At 64.7% G+C, this 17,387-nt stretch carries 16 protein-coding genes and 1 tRNA gene; 10 read left to right on the plus strand and 7 right to left on the minus strand.

From position 1 onward, the window contains the following. Nucleotides 1-35 precede the first annotated feature (35 nt). On the plus strand, nucleotides 36-527 hold the full coding sequence (gene ispF, locus P9255_RS25835) for a 2-C-methyl-D-erythritol 2,4-cyclodiphosphate synthase (RefSeq protein ID WP_309764906.1): 492 nt from the start codon (nucleotides 36-38) through the stop codon (nucleotides 525-527). Between the two features lie 45 nt (nucleotides 528-572). On the opposite strand, the gene P9255_RS25840 is transcribed toward ispF, so the two are convergent. The 4 genes from P9255_RS25840 to ompR all read right to left on the minus strand — a co-directional run bounded on the left by P9255_RS25840 (nucleotide 573) and on the right by ompR (nucleotide 4,118). After that, nucleotides 573-1,097: a carboxymuconolactone decarboxylase family protein gene (locus P9255_RS25840; RefSeq protein ID WP_309790642.1), complete on the minus strand. Its 525-nt coding sequence runs from the start codon at nucleotides 1,095-1,097 to the stop codon at nucleotides 573-575. Nucleotides 1,098-1,214: 117 nt separating this feature from the next. Continuing rightward, nucleotides 1,215-1,763, minus strand: coding sequence for a peroxiredoxin (locus P9255_RS25845; protein ID WP_309790643.1), 549 nt, complete (start codon nucleotides 1,761-1,763; stop codon nucleotides 1,215-1,217). Nucleotides 1,764-1,952: 189 nt separating this feature from the next. Beyond that, nucleotides 1,953-3,323, minus strand: a complete 1,371-nt coding sequence (locus tag P9255_RS25850; protein ID WP_309790644.1) for an ATP-binding protein — start codon at nucleotides 3,321-3,323, stop codon at nucleotides 1,953-1,955. A 69-nt stretch (nucleotides 3,324-3,392) separates the two neighbouring features. Then, nucleotides 3,393-4,118: a two-component system response regulator OmpR gene (gene ompR, locus P9255_RS25855; RefSeq protein ID WP_008349770.1), complete on the minus strand. Its 726-nt coding sequence runs from the start codon at nucleotides 4,116-4,118 to the stop codon at nucleotides 3,393-3,395. 240 nt (nucleotides 4,119-4,358) lie between these two features. On the opposite strand from ompR, the gene P9255_RS25860 reads away from it, so the two are divergent. Both P9255_RS25860 and P9255_RS25865 read left to right on the plus strand, forming a co-directional pair. Further along, nucleotides 4,359-4,745, plus strand: a complete 387-nt coding sequence (locus tag P9255_RS25860) for a hypothetical protein (RefSeq protein ID WP_309790645.1) — start codon at nucleotides 4,359-4,361, stop codon at nucleotides 4,743-4,745. A gap of 20 nt (nucleotides 4,746-4,765) precedes the next feature. Further along, nucleotides 4,766-5,764: a DUF1501 domain-containing protein gene (locus P9255_RS25865; RefSeq protein ID WP_309790646.1), complete on the plus strand. Its 999-nt coding sequence runs from the start codon at nucleotides 4,766-4,768 to the stop codon at nucleotides 5,762-5,764. Nucleotides 5,765-5,767: 3 nt separating this feature from the next. Here P9255_RS25865 and P9255_RS25870 read toward each other — a convergent pair whose 3' ends face one another. Continuing rightward, on the minus strand, nucleotides 5,768-6,604 hold the full coding sequence (locus P9255_RS25870) for a squalene/phytoene synthase family protein (protein WP_309790647.1): 837 nt from the start codon (nucleotides 6,602-6,604) through the stop codon (nucleotides 5,768-5,770). A gap of 201 nt (nucleotides 6,605-6,805) precedes the next feature. On the opposite strand from P9255_RS25870, the gene P9255_RS25875 reads away from it, so the two are divergent. After that, nucleotides 6,806-7,192 carry a hypothetical protein gene (locus P9255_RS25875; RefSeq protein WP_309790648.1) on the plus strand — a complete coding sequence of 129 codons (387 nt, stop codon included), beginning with the start codon at nucleotides 6,806-6,808 and terminating at the stop codon, nucleotides 7,190-7,192. Nucleotides 7,193-7,242: 50 nt separating this feature from the next. Here P9255_RS25875 and P9255_RS25880 read toward each other — a convergent pair. Further along, nucleotides 7,243-7,329: transfer RNA gene (locus tag P9255_RS25880), tRNA-Leu, on the minus strand. 245 nt (nucleotides 7,330-7,574) lie between these two features. On the opposite strand from P9255_RS25880, the gene P9255_RS25885 reads away from it, so the two are divergent. The 3 genes from P9255_RS25885 (at nucleotide 7,575) to P9255_RS25895 (ending at nucleotide 12,001) form a co-directional block, all read left to right on the plus strand. After that, a complete protein-coding gene (locus P9255_RS25885; protein WP_309790649.1) occupies nucleotides 7,575-8,051 on the plus strand; it encodes a DUF2946 domain-containing protein in 477 nt (158 codons plus the stop codon). Between the two features lie 90 nt (nucleotides 8,052-8,141). Next, entirely contained in the window at nucleotides 8,142-10,517 is a 2,376-nt protein-coding gene (locus P9255_RS25890; protein ID WP_309790650.1) for a TonB-dependent receptor, read from the plus strand. Nucleotides 10,518-10,558: 41 nt separating this feature from the next. Further along, the gene (locus tag P9255_RS25895) at nucleotides 10,559-12,001 is read left to right on the plus strand and encodes a PepSY domain-containing protein (RefSeq protein ID WP_309790651.1); all 1,443 of its coding nucleotides are present in this window, start codon (nucleotides 10,559-10,561) and stop codon (nucleotides 11,999-12,001) included. A gap of 33 nt (nucleotides 12,002-12,034) precedes the next feature. On the opposite strand, the gene P9255_RS25900 is transcribed toward P9255_RS25895, so the two are convergent. Continuing rightward, nucleotides 12,035-13,189, minus strand: a complete 1,155-nt coding sequence (locus P9255_RS25900; protein ID WP_309790652.1) for a glycerate kinase — start codon at nucleotides 13,187-13,189, stop codon at nucleotides 12,035-12,037. A 500-nt stretch (nucleotides 13,190-13,689) separates the two neighbouring features. On the opposite strand from P9255_RS25900, the gene tig reads away from it, so the two are divergent. From tig to clpX, 3 genes are all read left to right on the plus strand, one after another. Beyond that, entirely contained in the window at nucleotides 13,690-15,048 is a 1,359-nt protein-coding gene (gene tig / locus P9255_RS25905) for a trigger factor (protein WP_309790653.1), read from the plus strand. Between the two features lie 138 nt (nucleotides 15,049-15,186). Next, nucleotides 15,187-15,840: an ATP-dependent Clp endopeptidase proteolytic subunit ClpP gene (gene clpP / locus P9255_RS25910; protein WP_014191278.1), complete on the plus strand. Its 654-nt coding sequence runs from the start codon at nucleotides 15,187-15,189 to the stop codon at nucleotides 15,838-15,840. Nucleotides 15,841-16,010: 170 nt separating this feature from the next. Next, a complete protein-coding gene (gene clpX / locus P9255_RS25915) occupies nucleotides 16,011-17,282 on the plus strand; it encodes an ATP-dependent Clp protease ATP-binding subunit ClpX (RefSeq protein ID WP_309790654.1) in 1,272 nt (423 codons plus the stop codon). The last annotated feature ends 105 nt before the right edge of the window (nucleotides 17,283-17,387 follow it).

Raw genomic sequence — 17,387 nt, forward strand, 5'->3', positions numbered from 1 at the left:
CGGATCGCTCACTTTCTACTGCAAGGGTTGCATCGATGGATTTCAGAATCGGACAGGGATACGACGTGCATCAGCTCGTCGAAGGACGAGAGCTCATCATCGGCGGGGTGAAGATTCCGTACGAACTCGGCTTGCTCGGGCACTCCGACGCCGACGTGCTGCTGCACGCCATCACCGATGCGCTCTTCGGCGCGGCCGCGCTCGGCGATATCGGCCGGCATTTTCCGGACACGGCGACGGAGTTCGCGGGCGCTGACAGCCGCGTCCTGCTGCGCGAAGCGGCGAAGCGCGTGTCCGAAGCGGGCTTCGCGATTGCTAACGTCGACAGCACGGTGATCGCTCAGGCGCCCAAGCTCGCGCCGCATATCGAGGCGATGCGCGGAAACATCGCAGCGGACCTCGATCTGCCGGCCGACCGCGTGAACGTGAAGGCGAAAACCAACGAGAAGCTCGGCTATCTGGGCCGCAAGGAAGGCATCGAGGCGCAAGCCGCGGTGCTCCTGCGCCGTACGTCGATCGATCACTGAGCGGCACACGCCGCGCTTCGGAGCAGCGCGGCGTTCTTCGGCGCCTTACTTCGCCTCCGCCGCGATCGTCAGCGCGACCGCGCCGATCACCGCGGCGATGCGGCCGACATCGCGCAGTTGCGTCGTCGTCATGCCTTCGGTCACGAGATTTTCGTAGTGCGACTTCACGCAGAAGTGGCACTTGCCGATGATCGACGCCGCGAGCGCATACATCTCGAAGCGCCGCTTGTCCACGCCGCCATGCGACGCATACGCGTTCATCCGCAAGCCGGCCGGCTGGGTCTTGAGATCGGCGTTGTCGGCCATCTCCAGATACGGATACCACACGTTGTTCATGCCCATCAGCGCGGCGGCGGTCAGCGCGGCATTGGTCTCTTCGGGCGACAGCACGCCCGCATTGCGGATGATGTCCACGAGTCTCGTCGCCTTGGCCGCATAAGCCGCGGCGAGCGCGACGCCGACCGCGTCATTGCCCTGAAGCGAGGAACGGGCGATGGTGCCGTCAACGTTCAGGCGAATATCCTTCGCGTAATCGGGGACCAGCTCCTTGATCGAGGAAAGGAATTCCACTGACTTCTCCTATTCGATGAACTTCCGTGGCGTTCGATGGCGACAAAAAACCCGCCGGCTTCCGAGCGAACGCTCGAAAGAGGGCGGGCTTCATGCACGAGGCTCGATGTATGGCGCTCAGAGCGTCGCGCCGCCGACCGCGCGGTTGCACGGGCAGAGTTCGTCGGTCTGCAGGCCGTCGAGAATGCGCAGCACTTCTTCGGGATTGCGGCCCACGTTCAGATTGTTCACGGACACGTGCTGAATGACGTTGTCCGGATCGACGATGAACGTCGCGCGAAGCGCCACGCCCGCTTCCTTGTCGCGCACGCCGAGCTGATCGATGAGTTCGCCCTTCACGTCGCCGAACGAATAGTGGTTCAGCTTATTGAGGTCCTTGTGCTCGCGGCGCCATGCGAGCTTGACGAATTCGTTGTCGACGCTGCCGCCCAGCAGGACGGCGTCGCGGTCTTCGAAATCGTTAGCGAGCTTGCCGAATTCGACGATTTCGGTCGGGCAGACGAAGGTGAAGTCTTTCGGATAGAAGTAGATGATCTTCCACTTGCCCGGAAAGGACTGCTCGGTAATTTCCTCGAACGCGGACTGGCCGTTCTCTTCGTGGTTGTTGAAACCCGGCTTTGCAGCGGTGACGGTGAATGCTTCGACTTTATCGCCAACGGTCTTCATGCAAACGCTCCTGTGTTCGTTGAATGGACAACTCAAGCCAAACTACCGGAAAGCCGCAACGCGAGAATGACACCGCCTGGACGGTCGCCGCGCGTCGAACCGGAACATCATAACTCCGCGAATTCGAGGCTTCAAAAGTTTATGCCTAATGAAGCGGATAGGTTTTTCGAATGGGTGTCGCTCGGTCGCTCAGTCGCGCGGACCGTCGAACCTCGCGTTCTTCATGTGCGGAAAGTCGATCGTCACTTCGAAGCCCGGCAGCGGCGTGCGATTGCGCAGTCGCAACGTGCCCCGCTGGCGCGTGACGAGCCGCTGAACGATCGCCATGCCGAGGCCGGTGCCGTTCGCCTGCGTGCGCGCCGTGTTGACGCGATAGAAGGGCCGCGTGATCAGCCCGACCTGATCGTCGGGGATGCCGCCGCCTTCGTCCATTACCGAAAGCTCGACTCTGCCGTGCACGACGCGCGTTTGCAGCGTGATCCGCGCGATGTCGTCGCGTTCGCTGCGGCCGTATTTGCGCGCGTTTTCGAGCAGATTGCCGACGACGCGCCGCGCATCGGTCGGATCGCCCTCGATGATCGCTCCCGGCGCGAGGTCCGTGCGCATCACGACGCCGTCATCGGCCTGAAAGCGCGCGGCGAGCTCGCCCGCGATCATCGACAGATCGACGGCCTCGGGCATGCGCTGCATCGGCCGCGCATAGTCGAGAAAGCGCCCGATGATCATGTCCATCTGCTCGATGTCGTCGATCATCGCGAGTTTCGTCGCTTCGTCCGACGGGCTCATCTCGGTTTCCAGACGCAGGCGCGCAAGCGGCGTGCGCAGGTCGTGCGAAATGCCCGCGAGCATCAGCGCGCGATCGGCCTCCAGCTGCTCGAGGTTCTGCACCATCTGGTTGAAGCTGCGATTCGTCTCCGCCGCGACGCCCATGCCGCGATCGGGCAGCGGTTCGGGAGACTGTCCCGAGCCGACCTTGCGCGCCGCGAGCGCCAGGCGCGCGAACGGCCGGTTCACGAGGCTCGTGATGAACGCCGCGCCGAACAGCGACAGCGCGAGCGCGAACACGCCCCAGCCGGCCCATTGAAGGCCCGTGACGGTGTCGAGCTGGTCGCGGTCGAGCGCGACCCAATAGTCGTCGTCGTCGATCTTGAAGCTGATCCACACGCCGGGAATGTCGTTCACCGACTGCGCGATGATCGTGTCGTTGCCGAGCCGGCCGCGCACGTCGCGCTCGATCAGCCGGTTGAGCGATTCGTCGGGCTGCAGACGATATTTGTCCGTCGTCTCGCGCGGGTACACCCGCACGCCCTCGTTGCTTTCGAGGTCCTGAAGCAGCGCGCGGCGCAGGTCGGGATCGGAATAGAGAAGGGCCGTGCGCGTGAGCTTGACGACGGCGACGAGTTGAAGCGCCACGCGCTGCGCGCGCGGCTCCCGCTCGATCACGCGAAAGCTCTGGAACCACGCGGTGAGACTGACCGCGATCAGCAGCGCGATCAGCGCGAAGGTTCGCCAGAACAGGCCGCCGAACGCAAGCGCCAGTAGCCGCCTGTCGATGCGCATGGGTCTATCGGGTTCCGCCCGGTGAAGGAGATAAAGCGTATCGGACTCGCTGAAGAAGCGTGCGAAGGCTCAGGCCGCGCCGTCGGGGATGAAGACATAACCGAGACCCCACACCGTCTGGATGAAGCGCGGGCTGCTCGGGTCCGGCTCGATCAGCTTGCGCAGACGCGAAATCTGCACATCGAGGCTGCGGTCGAACACTTCGTATTCACGGCCGCGTGCAAGCTCCATCAGCTTTTCACGCGAAAGCGGCTGGCGCGGATGGCGCGCGAACACTTTCAGCACCGAGAATTCGCCGGTGGTCAGCGGGATCTCCTGACCGTTCTTCGTGAGCGTGCGCGTGGCGAGATTCAGCGCGAATTCGCCGAACTCGAACACCTCGGTGGTTTCCGACGGCGCGCCCGGCAGTTCGGACGGCGTTTGCCGGCGCAGCACCGCATGAATGCGCGCGACGAGTTCGCGCGGGTTGAACGGCTTCGGCAGATAGTCGTCAGCGCCCATTTCCAGGCCGACGATGCGATCGACATCCTCACCCTTCGCGGTGAGCATGATGATCGGCGTGCGATCGTTGCTGCCGCGCAGACGCCGGCAGATGGAAAGGCCGTCTTCGCCGGGCAGCATCAGGTCGAGCACGAGCAGGTCGAAGCGCTCGCGCACCCAGAGCTTGTTCATCGACGGCGCATTTTCGGCGACATATACGTTGAAGCCCTGTTCGCCGAGATAGCGCCGCAGAAGATCACGCAGGCGAGGATCGTCGTCGACTACGAGGATTTTTGAAGGGTTCTTGGTTTCCATGGATGCATCTTAGCGCGTTTGTTCAAACGCCGAGTTTGTAGCAAAAGCGAGTGTAACAGTCCGTTACAAAATTTACGGGGCCTGTGGCACGCCTCTTATCATCCGTGCGTACACTGCTTTACCTTGGCCCGCCATTCGGTAGATACTCCATTAGACCAATGCGTCGCGCGGCATGTCCCGCCTGCGTGAAAGCGTGAAAGGAATGAGGCTGTCCGGTTGTCGAGCAACGAAGGGAACAACATGAAGGGAGCGCGGCAGCGCGGACCTGTGCGCAGCAGGCGCATCTCCAGAAAGACGCTACTCGCAAGTGCGCTCTATGCCGTACTGAGCGCGCAGCATGCCTATGCGCAACCTTCGGGCTCGGCCGGTTCCGTCAGCACGATCAGCCGCGCCGTCCTTACGCCGGATAGCCGCTCGGACGGCAAGATCGTCCGCGCGCAGCAGCGCAGCGGCAAGGGTTCCGGCAAGCGCAATAGCGACAGCAAGCAGCCCGTGCTTCAACCCGTACAGCAGGTTGACGATACCCCGCCCGCGCGTCCGCCGCGGCACACGGTGATGACCGCCGACGAGCGCCGACTCTTGCGCCAGCACATCGAAGAGGCCGTGCGCGATCTCTATAAACGCTGAACCTGACAGGGGCGAACGCGATGAACCGACGTGATTTCCTGTCGATCGCGGGCGCGCTGGCGGCAGCGCCGATGCCGGCCGCAGCCGCGCTGACGGCGGCGCGTGCGGACGGCGCGATCAAGGCGCTGATTCTCGTCGACTTCAACGGCGGCAACGACGGCCTCAACACGGTCATTCCGATCGCGGACGAGCGCTATCGCGCGCTTCGGCCGACGCTTCATATTCCCCGCGACAGAGCTTTGCGTCTCGATGACCGCACGGGGCTTCACCCGTCGCTGCGTCCGTTGATGCCCGCGTGGAATGCGGGCGAATGGGCGATCGTGCAAGGCGTCGGTTATGCGCAGCCGAGCCGCTCGCATTACCGCTCGCAGCAGATCTGGAACACGGCGTCGGACGCGGACGACTATCGTCGCGAGGGCTGGCTCGCGCGATCGATTGCATTGCGAATGCACACGTTCGGCACGGCGGAAGCGGGACCGTTTCCGGCTGGCGTCGACGCATCGCAACTGCACTTGCCTTTCGACATGCGTTCGTTCGCGGCATCGTGCGAAGCGGCTGCGCGTGCGGTCCACGCGAGCCGTGCGCAGAAGGGCGTCACCGTGATCCGCCTCGCGCTGAACGGCTTCGATACGCACGAGCATCAGGCAGCACGGCACGCATCGTTGCTCGCGCAGTTCGCTGATGGCATCGCTTCCTTGCGCGAGACGTTGACGGCGAGCGGTGAGTGGCGTCGCACGCTCGTGATGACTCGTTCGGAGTTCGGACGATCCGCGCACGAGAACGACGCTCGCGGCACCGATCACGGCGCGGGCGCGCCGCATTTCCTGCTGGGCGGCGCGGTGCGCGGCGGCTTGTTCGGCGACGCACCGAAGCTCGATCAGCTCGACGCGGACGGCGGCGTGCCGGCTTCCGTTGACTTCAGGCGGCTTTGCGCGACGGTGCTCGACGCGTGCTGGAGCGTGGCGTCGGCGCCGGTCATCGGGCGGTCGTTCGAGCCGCTGCCGTTCGTGCGCGTGTAGCGCCTATCGCGTTCGCCAGGTGATCCACAGTTTGCGGATCGGCGTGAGCGAGATGCGCTGATGCAGCACCTGAAAGCCTTCCCGTTCGATTTCAACCAAACGCGCCTGAGACAGCGCCGCCTGCGCACGCAGCACGCGCTGCGATGCGCGCTCGGCGTGCGGGATGGCGGCAAGCGCATCGTCGAGCGAACGGCGGGCGCGTTCTGTCTGAAAGCGCATGAGATCGGAAAAGGCGTCGCTGTACTTGCGATTGATGATGTCCGCCGCCGTCACGTTGAAACGCTGCAACTCGTCGATGGGCACGTAGATGCGTCCGTTGCGCGCGTCGTCGCCGATTTCCTGCACGCGTTCGGCGAGCAGCAGCGCCGCGCCGAGCGGCGCGGCCCATGACGCGGCGTCCGCGGGATCGCGCGCCGTGGCGCTCGCGACGGCCGTGCCGAACGCGCCGCCCGTCTGATCCAGGTAACGCCGCAGGCCGGGCCAGTCGAGATAGCGCGCCTGGTCGAGGTCCATGCGGAAGCCATCGACGAGCGCCGCAAGCGCCGCGCGCAACGCGGCATCCAGCGGACTGCCGGGCGGGCAGTGCGCCCGCAGCGCCTTCGTGACCGGATGCGTCGGCTCGCCGGCATCGAGCTTGCCGAGTTCGGCTTGCCACCACGCGTGCTTGGTGCGGCCGATGGTCGGATCGCTGGTTTCCTTCACCGTCTCTTCCAGTTCCCGATACAGCGCATATAGCGCGGTCAGGAGCGGCTGACGCGCGGCGGGCGCGCGGCGCAGCGCATAGTACGTACTGGAGCCTTCGGGGGCGGCCTTTTTCTGGCAGTAATCGTCGAAGTTCACGGAGAGGGCGTGTGGGATGTGCAATGGAAGCGAGGCGGCGGCCATTTTATCCGGCCGGGCGATGCAGCGCAGCCCGAGCGATGCCGACCGCGCGGGTCCAGCGACGGCCGCGAGCCGATGTGCGCCCACCCACCGACGATGCGCGCGGCCCGCGCAACACTGCGCAAGACACGTGAAAACGCAAACCGACCGGAGACGACAATGGCCCTCAGCAAGACGGAGAACAAGCAGTTCGGCGACAAGTGCGTGCCGTTCCTCGTGAGAAGCGTGGCGAAGGATTTCGGCTTCGACTTTCGCGTGTGTCCGCGTCAGATGAGCGTCTCGCCGACGCTCGGGCTGCATATCACGGCCGCGCGCCGGGCGGACGCGAAGCTGTCGTATCCGCTCAACGTGTTCGTGCACTGGGAGCCGTCGAGCGTGCGGCGCTTCCTGTCGCATATCGACAGGCCGTTCGCGGCCGCGCAGGCCAGCGAGCGAGTCGCGGAGGAAATCAGGAAGCGGATGGGCCAGCCGGGCTTCGACTTCGCCGGGCGATCGCAGGCTAAAGGCGAAGTGATGATGGTGGAAGTGGGCGATATCGTGCTGTAGCGCACGCGCCTGAAAAACAAAAACCCCTTTGCGGATCAAAGGGGTTCGTGTGGTGCGAGGAGGGGGACTCGAACCCCCACACCATTGCTGGCGTCAGGACCTAAACCTGGTGCGTCTACCAATTTCGCCATCCTCGCAGCACGGCGGCTTTGCCGCCGCCGTGTCCGGCACCGGTCCACTGTGCCAAGCCGCGAATTCTAACGCATTCGTCAGGCGATGTCTGCCAATTTGCGTCGCATGAATCCGTGCGAGGCGTTGGACGCGGCCTGTCCATGAAGGACGAATGACAGTCCATATCCGCCATGCGTGCGTGGCGATTGCGGCCCCGCACACGTCTGCCTAGAATCACGTCATCCTCGCCTCTCGCAGACACCTCGCTCTCATGACCCGCAACGCGCGCAATCGCTTCGTCGCATGGCTCGGCATCGCCGCCATGTGGCTCGCCATTGTCGCGCCGGTCATCAGCCAGAGCATGGCCGCTCGCAACGGAGCGCTCGATACCGAAGCCGCATTCTGCACCGTCGATACGCTGCCGCGCGTCTTCGCGACCGCGGATGAGCACGCTCACCATCATCTCGACGCGGACAACACGCTCGCTGACAACGTCGAAGCCGAAGCCGAAGCCGGCGAACACGCCGCCCACGCGTCTCATGCCGACGCCGGTGAACACGCCGGCCACTTCGACGCCTGTTCGTATTGCGGGCTCCTGGCGCATCATCTGCCGGTCGTATTCGCGGCTTCGCATGCGGTCGCATCAACGGAGCGTGTCGCGCGCGCGACGCCGGTCGCCGCTCACGATCCCGTCAGCACGAAGTCCTTCAACGCCGCCGCACCGCGCGCGCCTCCTGTCCTTTCCTGAAGCCGTCTCCCGTCCGATCGCGTAGTCGTTCGTCCGGCGCATGAGCGCGCGGGCGATGCGGTCGCTCGTCAGCTCTTTCAGGAATCCACGATGTTCACGCTCCTCAAGCGAGCGCGCCGGCATTCGCGCCGTCGCGCCGTCACGCCATGGCGCGCGGCTTTGCCGTTGTCGCTGATGGCCCATGCCGCATGGTCGGCAACACCGGTCGCCGCCACCGCCACGCCCAACGCCGATACCGGCTCGCCCGCGTCCGAAGCGGAAACCGCGCTTGCGCCCGTCGTCGTGACGGCGCAGTCATCCTCGACGGTGCGCTCGCCGCTCGATCCGAACCTGCCCGCCAGCGTCAACACCGTCACCGCCGATCAGTTCCAGTACTGGAACGTCACGACGCCCGAAGACGTGCTGAAGTACGCGCCGAACATGGCCGTGCGCAAGCGCTTCATCGGCGATCCGAACGCGACCATCTCCGTGCGCGGCACGAGCAACGCGCAGACGGCGCGCGGCCTCGTCTATGCGGACGGCCTGCTGCTCAGCAATTTCCTCGGCAACACATGGACCTTCGCGCCGCGCTGGTCGATGGTTTTCGCCGACGACATCGCCCGCACGGATGTCATCTACGGCCCGTACTCGGCGCTCTATCCCGGCAACTCGATCGGCGCGACCGTCGCGATCACGACCCGCATGCCGACGCAGTTCGAAGCCGATGCGAAAGTGCAGGCGTTCACGCAGCACTTCGACCTGTTCGGCATCAACCGCAGCTTCAACGGCACGAATACGACGGGCAAGGTCGGCGACCGCATCGGCAAGTTCTCGTTTCTGATCGGCTTCGATCATCTGGAGAACACCGGCCAGCCGCTGCAGTTCGCGACCTTCGCGCAATCGCGCACGCCCGCCACCGCCGCCGCTACGCCCGTCACCGGCGCACGCTACTACAACGACCAGTTCAACGCGCGCACGGCGGTCGTCGGCACCGCGGCCGAAGGCATCGAGCGAACGTTTCAGGATCAGCTGCGCGTGAAGCTCGCCTACGACCTGACGAGCACGCTGCAGGCCGGCTTCACGCTCGGCTACTGGCATCAGAAGTACAACAGCGACACGACGAGCTTCCTTCGCGACGCCGCGGGCAACCCGGTGTACAGCGGCCGCGTGAACATCGACGGCTTCGAATACAGCCTTCCCGCCGCCACGTTCGCGCCGAGCATGGGATCGAGCGAGAACTTCCTCTACGGCCTCTCGCTGCGCACGCATCACGACACGGGCTGGAATGCGGAGGCGGTGGCTTCGTACTTCGACATCACGCAGAGCATCGCGCGCACGGCGAACTCCGGCGTTCCCGGCGACGGCCCCGGCACGCTCACGGACGGTTCCGGCTCGGGATGGAAGTCGCTCGATGTGCGCACGAGCTGGACGCCGACGGCAAGCGCGGGGCTCACCGCGCACGCGCTCTCGTTCGGCTATCACTACGACAACTATTTTCTGGACAACGTCACGACGAACACGAGCGCATGGCGCGATGGCGCGGGCGTTTCGTTCGCCAATGCGTTCGCCGGCCGCACGCGCACGCAGGCCGTCTACGCGCAGGACGCATGGCGCTTTCTGCCGCGCTGGGCGTTCACTTACGGCGTGCGCTACGAGAACTGGAATGCCTACGACGGCTCCCGCGCGCTCGGCGCAACGTCGCTCGCCTATGGCGATGTGAGCCAGAGCCACTGGTCGCCCAAAGCATCGCTTTCGTTCGACGCCACCCGCGACCTGACGCTGCGCGCATCGATCGGGCGGGCGTACCGCTTTCCGACCGTCGGCGAGTTGTTCCAGGGGCAGGTCAACGGTGTGTCGATCATCAACAGCAATCCGAATCTGCAACCGGAGAACGATCTGTCGAAAGAGCTCACCGCCGAATGGACGCATGGCAACGGCATCTATCGCTTCACACTCTTTCAGGATGACGTAAAGAACACGATCCTGAGCCAGACGAACACGACCGTCATTCCCAACGTGACGAACTTCCAGAACATCGGCAAGGTGCGCTCACGCGGGGCCGAAGCGAGTTACGAAGGCCAGGACGTGCTGCTGCGCGGGCTCGATCTCGCCGCGAACGTCGCGTACACGCAGTCGAAGATCATCGAGAACAGCAACAACTCGGCGTCGGTCGGCAAGTACTTCTATCGCATCCCGCTGTGGCGCGTGAACGCGGTCGCGACGTATCGCGCGACCGAAAAGATGGCCGGCACGCTCGCACTGCGCTACTCCGGCCGCCAGTACAACACGCTCACCAACACGGACGTGAATCCGAACACGTATGGCGGCACGAGCACGTATGCCGTCGTCGACGCCAAGCTCACGTACAAGCCAACCAGGACGACGCAACTGGGCGTGGGCGTCGACAACCTGTTCGACCGGCGCTACTACGTCTTTCATCCCTATCCGGGCCGCACGTTCTACGTGGAAGGGCGCATCGGCATCTGATGCCGGTCTGTTCCCAACTCAAACATTCGACAGGACACGTCATGCACGCACCTCAATCCACGCTCGCCGCACCGGATGGCGAAGTCGTCGCCGAGCGCCGCACGCTGTGGCGCTGGCATTTCTATGCAGGCCTCTTCGTGATGCCGCTGCTCATCGTGCTGGCGATCACCGGCACGCTGTACTGCTTCCAGCCGCAGATCGAGCCGATGCTGTATCGCGAGCGGATGGTCGTCGCCGATACCGGCGCGCCGCGTCTTTCGCAGGATGCGCTGCTCGCGAAAGCGACCGCCGCCCAGCCGCGCGACGCCGTGCCCACGCTCGCGCAGATCGAAACGGATCGCACGCGCAGCGCCGAGTTCGTGTTCCGGCTGCGATCGGGGGAAAGCGAGAGCGTCTACGTCAATCCGTACGACGGCGCGGTGCTCGGCACGCTCTCCGTCGAGCATCGACTGATGAAGCAGATCCGCAATCTGCATCGCGGGCTGATGCTCGGCAAGACCGGCGAATTGCTCATGGAACTCGCCGGATGCTGGGCGCTCGTGATGATCGGCACGGGCGTCGCGCTGTGGTGGCCGTGGGGCAGGGCGAACCGCCGCACGGGCGGCGTGTGGCTGCCGCGTCTGACGCTCAAAGGGCGCGCGTGGTGGCGCGACCTGCATGCGGTCGGCGGCGTATGGCTCTCGATCGGCGCGCTGTTCTTCGTGCTGAGCGGCTTGCCGTGGTCGGGTTCGTGGGGCAAGCAGTTCAAGGCGCTGGCGACGGCCGCATCGCTCGGCTATCCGAAGGGCGCGTGGGGCGAAGCGCACGTGCATTCGACCGCGCCGGGCAAGGCATCGGGGACAAGCGGCGAGCACGCGATGCACGGGATGTCCATGAAAATGGACGACTTGCCGCTGCATCAGACGCCGTGGGCCGTGGGCGCGACCACGGTGCCGGACAGTGACAGCCATGCGGCTGCCTCGCGCGTATCGCTCGACGATGTCGTGGCGCTCGCGGCGAAGCTCGGTGTCGCGGATGACTACGGCGTCGCGCTGCCGTCATCGGCCACGGGCGTGTACACGGTGTCGTATTTTCCCGCCGATCCGCGCGCGGAACGCACGCTGCATATCGACCAGTACAGCGGCCGCGTGCTTTCCGATATCTCGTACCAGACCTACGGACCGATCGCGCAAGTCATCTCGTACGGCACGTCGCTGCACATGGGGCGCTACTTCGGGTTGGCGAACCAGATCATCTGCTCGGCGATTTCGCTCGGACTGGCCGCGCTGTCGGTGACGGGCTTCGTGATGTGGCTCAAGCGCCGTCCGTCGCGGACGCTCGGCGCGCCGTCGCGTCCGGCGAAGCGTCCGCCGATGCGCGCGTGGCGCGGCGCGATGGCGCTCGTCGGCGTCGTCTTTCCGCTGATGGGCGCGACGATGCTCGCGGTGTGGTGTCTGGATCGCGTGGCGTTCGGGCGGCGATCGGGGGCGCGAGCACAGGCGTGACGCGCTGCGCCCCCGGCGTCGGCAGCGCAGTGCTCAGACGGCGCCGAATCGCAAGCGCGTGAGCTGCTCCGCTTCGTTCGCGAGCAAGCGGGCGGCGTCGCGGATCGCGACATCGAGCGTGATCGGGCCGGGCGCGGGGGAGAAGCATCCGCTGAAGAACTCCGACAGGCGCGGCAGCGCCGCCGAATCGACCGCGCCCGACAGCAGCGAGGCCGTCACGCCCGCCGCCCGCGCATGCTTGCAGGCGATGAACGGCGCTTTTCCGTGCAGCGTCTGCACGTCGGAGCGGCCCTCGCCGGTGATGAGCCAGTTTGCGCCGGCGAGCGCGTCGTCGAGACCGATCTCGCGCGCCACGACTTCCGCGCCGGTCTCGAAGCGCGCGCCGAGCATGTGGAGCGCGAAGCCGAGCCCGCCCGCCGCGCCCGCGCCCGGCTCGTTGCGCCTGACAAGGCCCATTGCCGGCTCGAGCCTGTCGGCGAAATGGGCGAGGGCAGCATCGATTGTCGCGATCTGATCGGGCGTCACGCCTTTCTGCGGCCCGAAAACGGCGGTTGCGCCGTGCTCGCCGGTGAGCGGGTTATCGACATCCGACATGCCGACGAACTCGGCCTCTTTCAGGCGTGGGTCGAGCTCGGACGCATCGACACGCGCGACTTTCGCCAGCGACGACGGCGCCGGCTGCAATTCCCGACCGTCCGCATCGAAGAGTTTGAGCCCGAGGCCGACGAGCAGGCCCGCGCCGCCGTCGTTCGTGCTGCTGCCGCCGAGCGCGACGAAGAAGCGGCGCGCGCCCGAGTCGAGCAGGGCGCGGATCGCCTCGCCCATGCCGAGCGTGCTGCGCTCGGTGACCGGGACGGCCATGCCGTCGGGATCGGTGATGCCGACCACTTCCGCTGTCTCGATGATCGCGCTGCCATCGGCGAGCAGCCCGGTCGCCGCATCGCGCCGCGCGGCCGCCGCGCCGCGCACGTTCAGCATGCGCCGTTCGCCGCCTGCCGCGAGCATCGCGTCGAGCGTGCCTTCGCCGCCGTCGGCCATTGGACGAATGCGGATTTCCGCGTCCGGCCGTGCGCGTTTGATGCCGTCCGCGATGGCATTGGCGACGCCTTCGGCGGAAAGCGATCCCTTGAACGAATCCGGAGCGATGACGACGACCGGAGCGGGCGCGGCTGGCGTGACGTTAGGCATGGTGTCTCGATATTCTGATAGGAAAGGACGATTGAAATGTCGCGGCAATGCCTCACTTATGCGCTTCCGGCATGCCGGCGATTCACGGCGGCAATGCACGCGGCTGTCGCGAGCGAACTGCGCGGCCAAGCTTATCAGCGCGCCGCGCGCAGCAAAATAGCCGGCGCCTCATAGCGGGCATCGTGCGGCGGCGTGTGTGCAGTGAAATCGCGGATTTATGCGGGATCACGGCCTCAAAAACGCCCAAACAGCCTGAAACGGAGCATGTCCGTTCGGGCAGCCGAGGGCCGCCCGATTTGTTTGCTAGAATGGCTGGCTCTGTTGGCTGACTCGCTCGGCGACGGTCCGGGCGTTTGCTGAAGGCGCGTTTCGTGTTTCATGCGCTCCATGAACGCCGGTCCTCGAAGAGATGAGCGCCGGCGGTTTCAACGGACCCGCGCCTTTAGAACCGCGGAAGAACCGAACACCGAACATCGATTTACTCTAGGACGATTGAAGCCATGGCTAACGTAGTTGAAAACCTCGGCAAGCTCGAACGCCGCCTGACCATTTCCCTGCCGAAAGAATCGGTGCAGAAGGAAGTGGATTCGCGCATCCGCCAGTTGGCCAAGAACGTGCGCATGCCGGGTTTCCGCCCGGGCAAGGTGCCGCTCAAGATGGTCACGCAGCAGTATGGCGGCCAGGTCGAGGCCGAAGTGCTGAGCGACAAGGTCGGCAAGGAGTTCTTCGATGTCACGCGCGCCGAGAACCTGCGCGTCGCGGGCCAGCCGAGCTTTGCGCCGAAGGGCGAAGCCGCTGCCGATACCGATGCCGACGCCTACGCCTTCGACGCGACCTTCGAGGTCTATCCCGAAGTCAAGCTGGGCGACGTCGCGACCGCTGAAATCGAGCGCACCGTGACGACCATCTCCGAAGCGGAAGTCGACCGCACGCTCGACATCCTGCGCAAGCAGCGCGTTCATTTCCATGCACGCGGCGAAGGCGGCGAGCACGGCGACGGCGGCGCGGACACGGCGGCCAAGGACGGCGACCGCATCACGCTGGACTTCGTCGGCAAGCTGGACGGCGTCGAATTCGAAGGCGGCAGTGCGCAGGACTTCGCGTTCGTGCTGGGCGAAGGCCGCATGCTGCCGGAGTTCGAACAAGCGGCGACGGGCCTGAAGGTCGGCGAGTCGCGCGAATTCGACCTCAAGTTCCCGGACGACTATCACGGCAAGGACGTCGCCGGCAAGACGGCGCAGTTCACCATCACTGTGAAAAAGATCGAATGGCCCCATCTGCCGGAAGTGGACGCGGACTTCGCGAAGTCGCTCGGCATCGAGGACGGCGATCTGACGAAGATGCGCGCCGAAATCAAGGACAACCTGGAGCGTGAAGCCAAGCGCCGCACGCAGCAGATCGTGAAGAACCAGGTGATGGACGCGCTGCTCAAGATTTCCGAACTGGACGTGCCGAAGGCGCTCGTCGAGCAGGACCAGCAGCGTCTCGTCGAAATGGCGCGTCAGGATCTTCAGCAACGTGGCGTGCCGAACGCCGCGGACGCCCCGATCCCGGCTGAAATGTTCGCCGAGCAGGCAGAGCGCCGCGTGAAGCTGGGCCTCGTTCTCGCCGAACTCGTGAAGGCCAACGATTTGCAGGCAAAGCCCGAGCAGATCCGCGCTGAAGTCGACGAGTTCGCGAAAAGCTACGAAGACCCGAAGGAAGTCGTCCGCTGGTATTATTCGAACCAGCAGCGCCTCGCCGAAATGGAAGCGTACGTCGTGGAAAGCAACGTCGTCGAATTCGTGCTCGGCAAGGCCAAGGTGACCGACAAGGAAGTCAGCTTCGAGGAACTGGCCAGCGCAACGGCGCAAGCCTGACGCGAACGGCCAAGGGGCGTGCGGTGTCGTCGATGGCGGCCCGCACGCCTTTTTTGCATTAAAGTTCGAACGTGCCAATGCCGTTCGAATGGCTGTCTCTTCGTCGTTCAGTATCCCTATTCCGAACAAGGAAATTGCATGACCTTTCGCGCTGAATTGCTCGACACGCTGGCGTCCCATGCTCCGCGGGACTTCGAAGCCCAGGCGCTCGGCCTCGTTCCGATGGTCGTGGAAACGAGCGGCCGCGGCGAGCGTGCCTATGACATCTACTCGCGCCTCCTGAAAGAGCGCGTGGTGTTCCTCGTCGGCGAAGTCAATGACCAGTCGGCGAACCTGGTCGTGGCGCAGCTGCTGTTTCTCGAGAGCGAGAATCCGGACAAGGACATCAGCCTGTACATCAACAGCCCTGGCGGCTCCGTCTCGGCCGGCATGGCCATCTACGACACGATGCAGTTCGTGAAGCCGGACGTCTCCACGCTCTGCATGGGGCTTGCTGCGAGCATGGGCGCGTTCCTGCTGGCGTCGGGTGCGAAGGGCAAGCGCGTGGCGCTGCCCAACGCCCGCGTGATGATCCACCAGCCGCTGGGCGGCGCGCGCGGCCAGGCGTCGGACATCGAGATTCAGGCGCGGGAAATTCTGTATCTGAAGGAGCGTCTGAACCAGTTGCTGTCGCATCACACGGGTCAGCCGGTCGAGCGCATCGCGCGCGACACGGATCGCGACAACTTCATGTCCGGCGACGACGCGCAAGCCTACGGCATCGTCGACCAGGTGCTGCACAAGCGTCCCTGAAGGCGTCCGGAGCGGCGCCGCACCGGGCCTGCCAGCCAGGACCGGCCGAATTCGGACGGCGGATGCGGCGCAACGCCAAAACGCGCTTCGACCGGGCCGCGCGGGCTGATCTGCGTGGCCGGATCGAAGGGCGTATCATGTAACAAGAGTGTCCGGAGGCGTACACATCTATGGCGGACAAGAAAGGTTCCAGCAGCGAAAAGCTGCTGTATTGCTCGTTTTGCGGAAAGAGCCAGCATGAGGTGAAAAAACTCATCGCTGGGCCGTCGGTATTCATCTGCGATGAATGTATCGACCTGTGCAACGAGATCATTCGCGATGAGGCGGCTGGCGCGGCGGAAGAGGCCGGGCTTTCGAAGTCCGACCTGCCGAGCCCGCAGGAAATTAGCGATATCCTGAATCAGTACGTGATCGGCCAGGAACGCGCGAAGAAGATTCTCGCGGTGGCCGTATACAACCACTACAAGCGGCTCAAGCATCTCGACAAGAAGGACGACATCGAGCTGTCGAAGAGCAACATCCTGCTGATCGGGCCGACCGGCTCGGGCAAGACGCTGCTCGCGCAGACGCTCGCGCGCATGCTGAACGTGCCGTTCGTCATCGCGGACGCCACCACGCTGACCGAAGCGGGTTATGTCGGCGAGGACGTCGAGAACATCATTCAGAAGCTGCTGCAGAACTGCAACTACGAAGTCGACAAGGCGCAGCGCGGCATCGTCTACATCGATGAAATCGACAAGATCAGCCGCAAGTCGGACAACCCGTCGATTACACGGGACGTGTCGGGCGAAGGCGTGCAGCAGGCGCTTCTGAAGCTGGTCGAAGGCACGATGGCTTCGGTGCCGCCGCAAGGCGGGCGCAAGCATCCGAACCAGGACTTCATCCAGGTCGATACCACCAACATCCTGTTCATTTGCGGCGGCGCATTCGACGGGCTGGAGAAGGTGATCACGGACCGCACGGAGAAGACCGGCATCGGTTTCGGCGCGAGCGTGAAGAGCAAGCAGGATCGCGACGCGGGCGAAGTGCTGCGCGAAGTCGAGCCGGAAGACCTGATCAAGTTCGGCCTCATTCCGGAGTTGATCGGCCGTCTGCCCGTCGTGGCGACGCTCGGCAAGCTGGATGAAGCCGCGCTCGTCAAGATCCTCATCGAGCCGAAGAACGCGCTGGTGAAGCAGTATCACAAGCTCTTTGCGATGGAGCGCGTGGAACTGGAGATTCGCCCGGCTGCGCTGCAGGCGATTGCGCAAAAGGCGATTCGCCGCAAGACCGGCGCGCGCGGACTGCGTTCGATTCTGGAACAGGCGTTGCTCGATGTCATGTACGAACTGCCGACGATGAAGGGCGTATCGAAGGTGATCGTCGATGACCACACCATCGATGGCGACGGCAAGCCGCTGCTCATCTATGAAGACGCGCCGAAAGTAGCAGGATCGAATTAACCAGGGCTGTGTGTCGGCGAGAGGCCGTTCATGGCGACGTGAACGGCCTTTGTTTATTTTTTCGGTTTATCTTGTGGACGTTTGCTGACGATCTTGGACTACCGA

The organism is Caballeronia sp. LZ019, from assembly GCF_031450825.1.
Classification (GTDB): Bacteria; Pseudomonadota; Gammaproteobacteria; order Burkholderiales; family Burkholderiaceae; genus Caballeronia.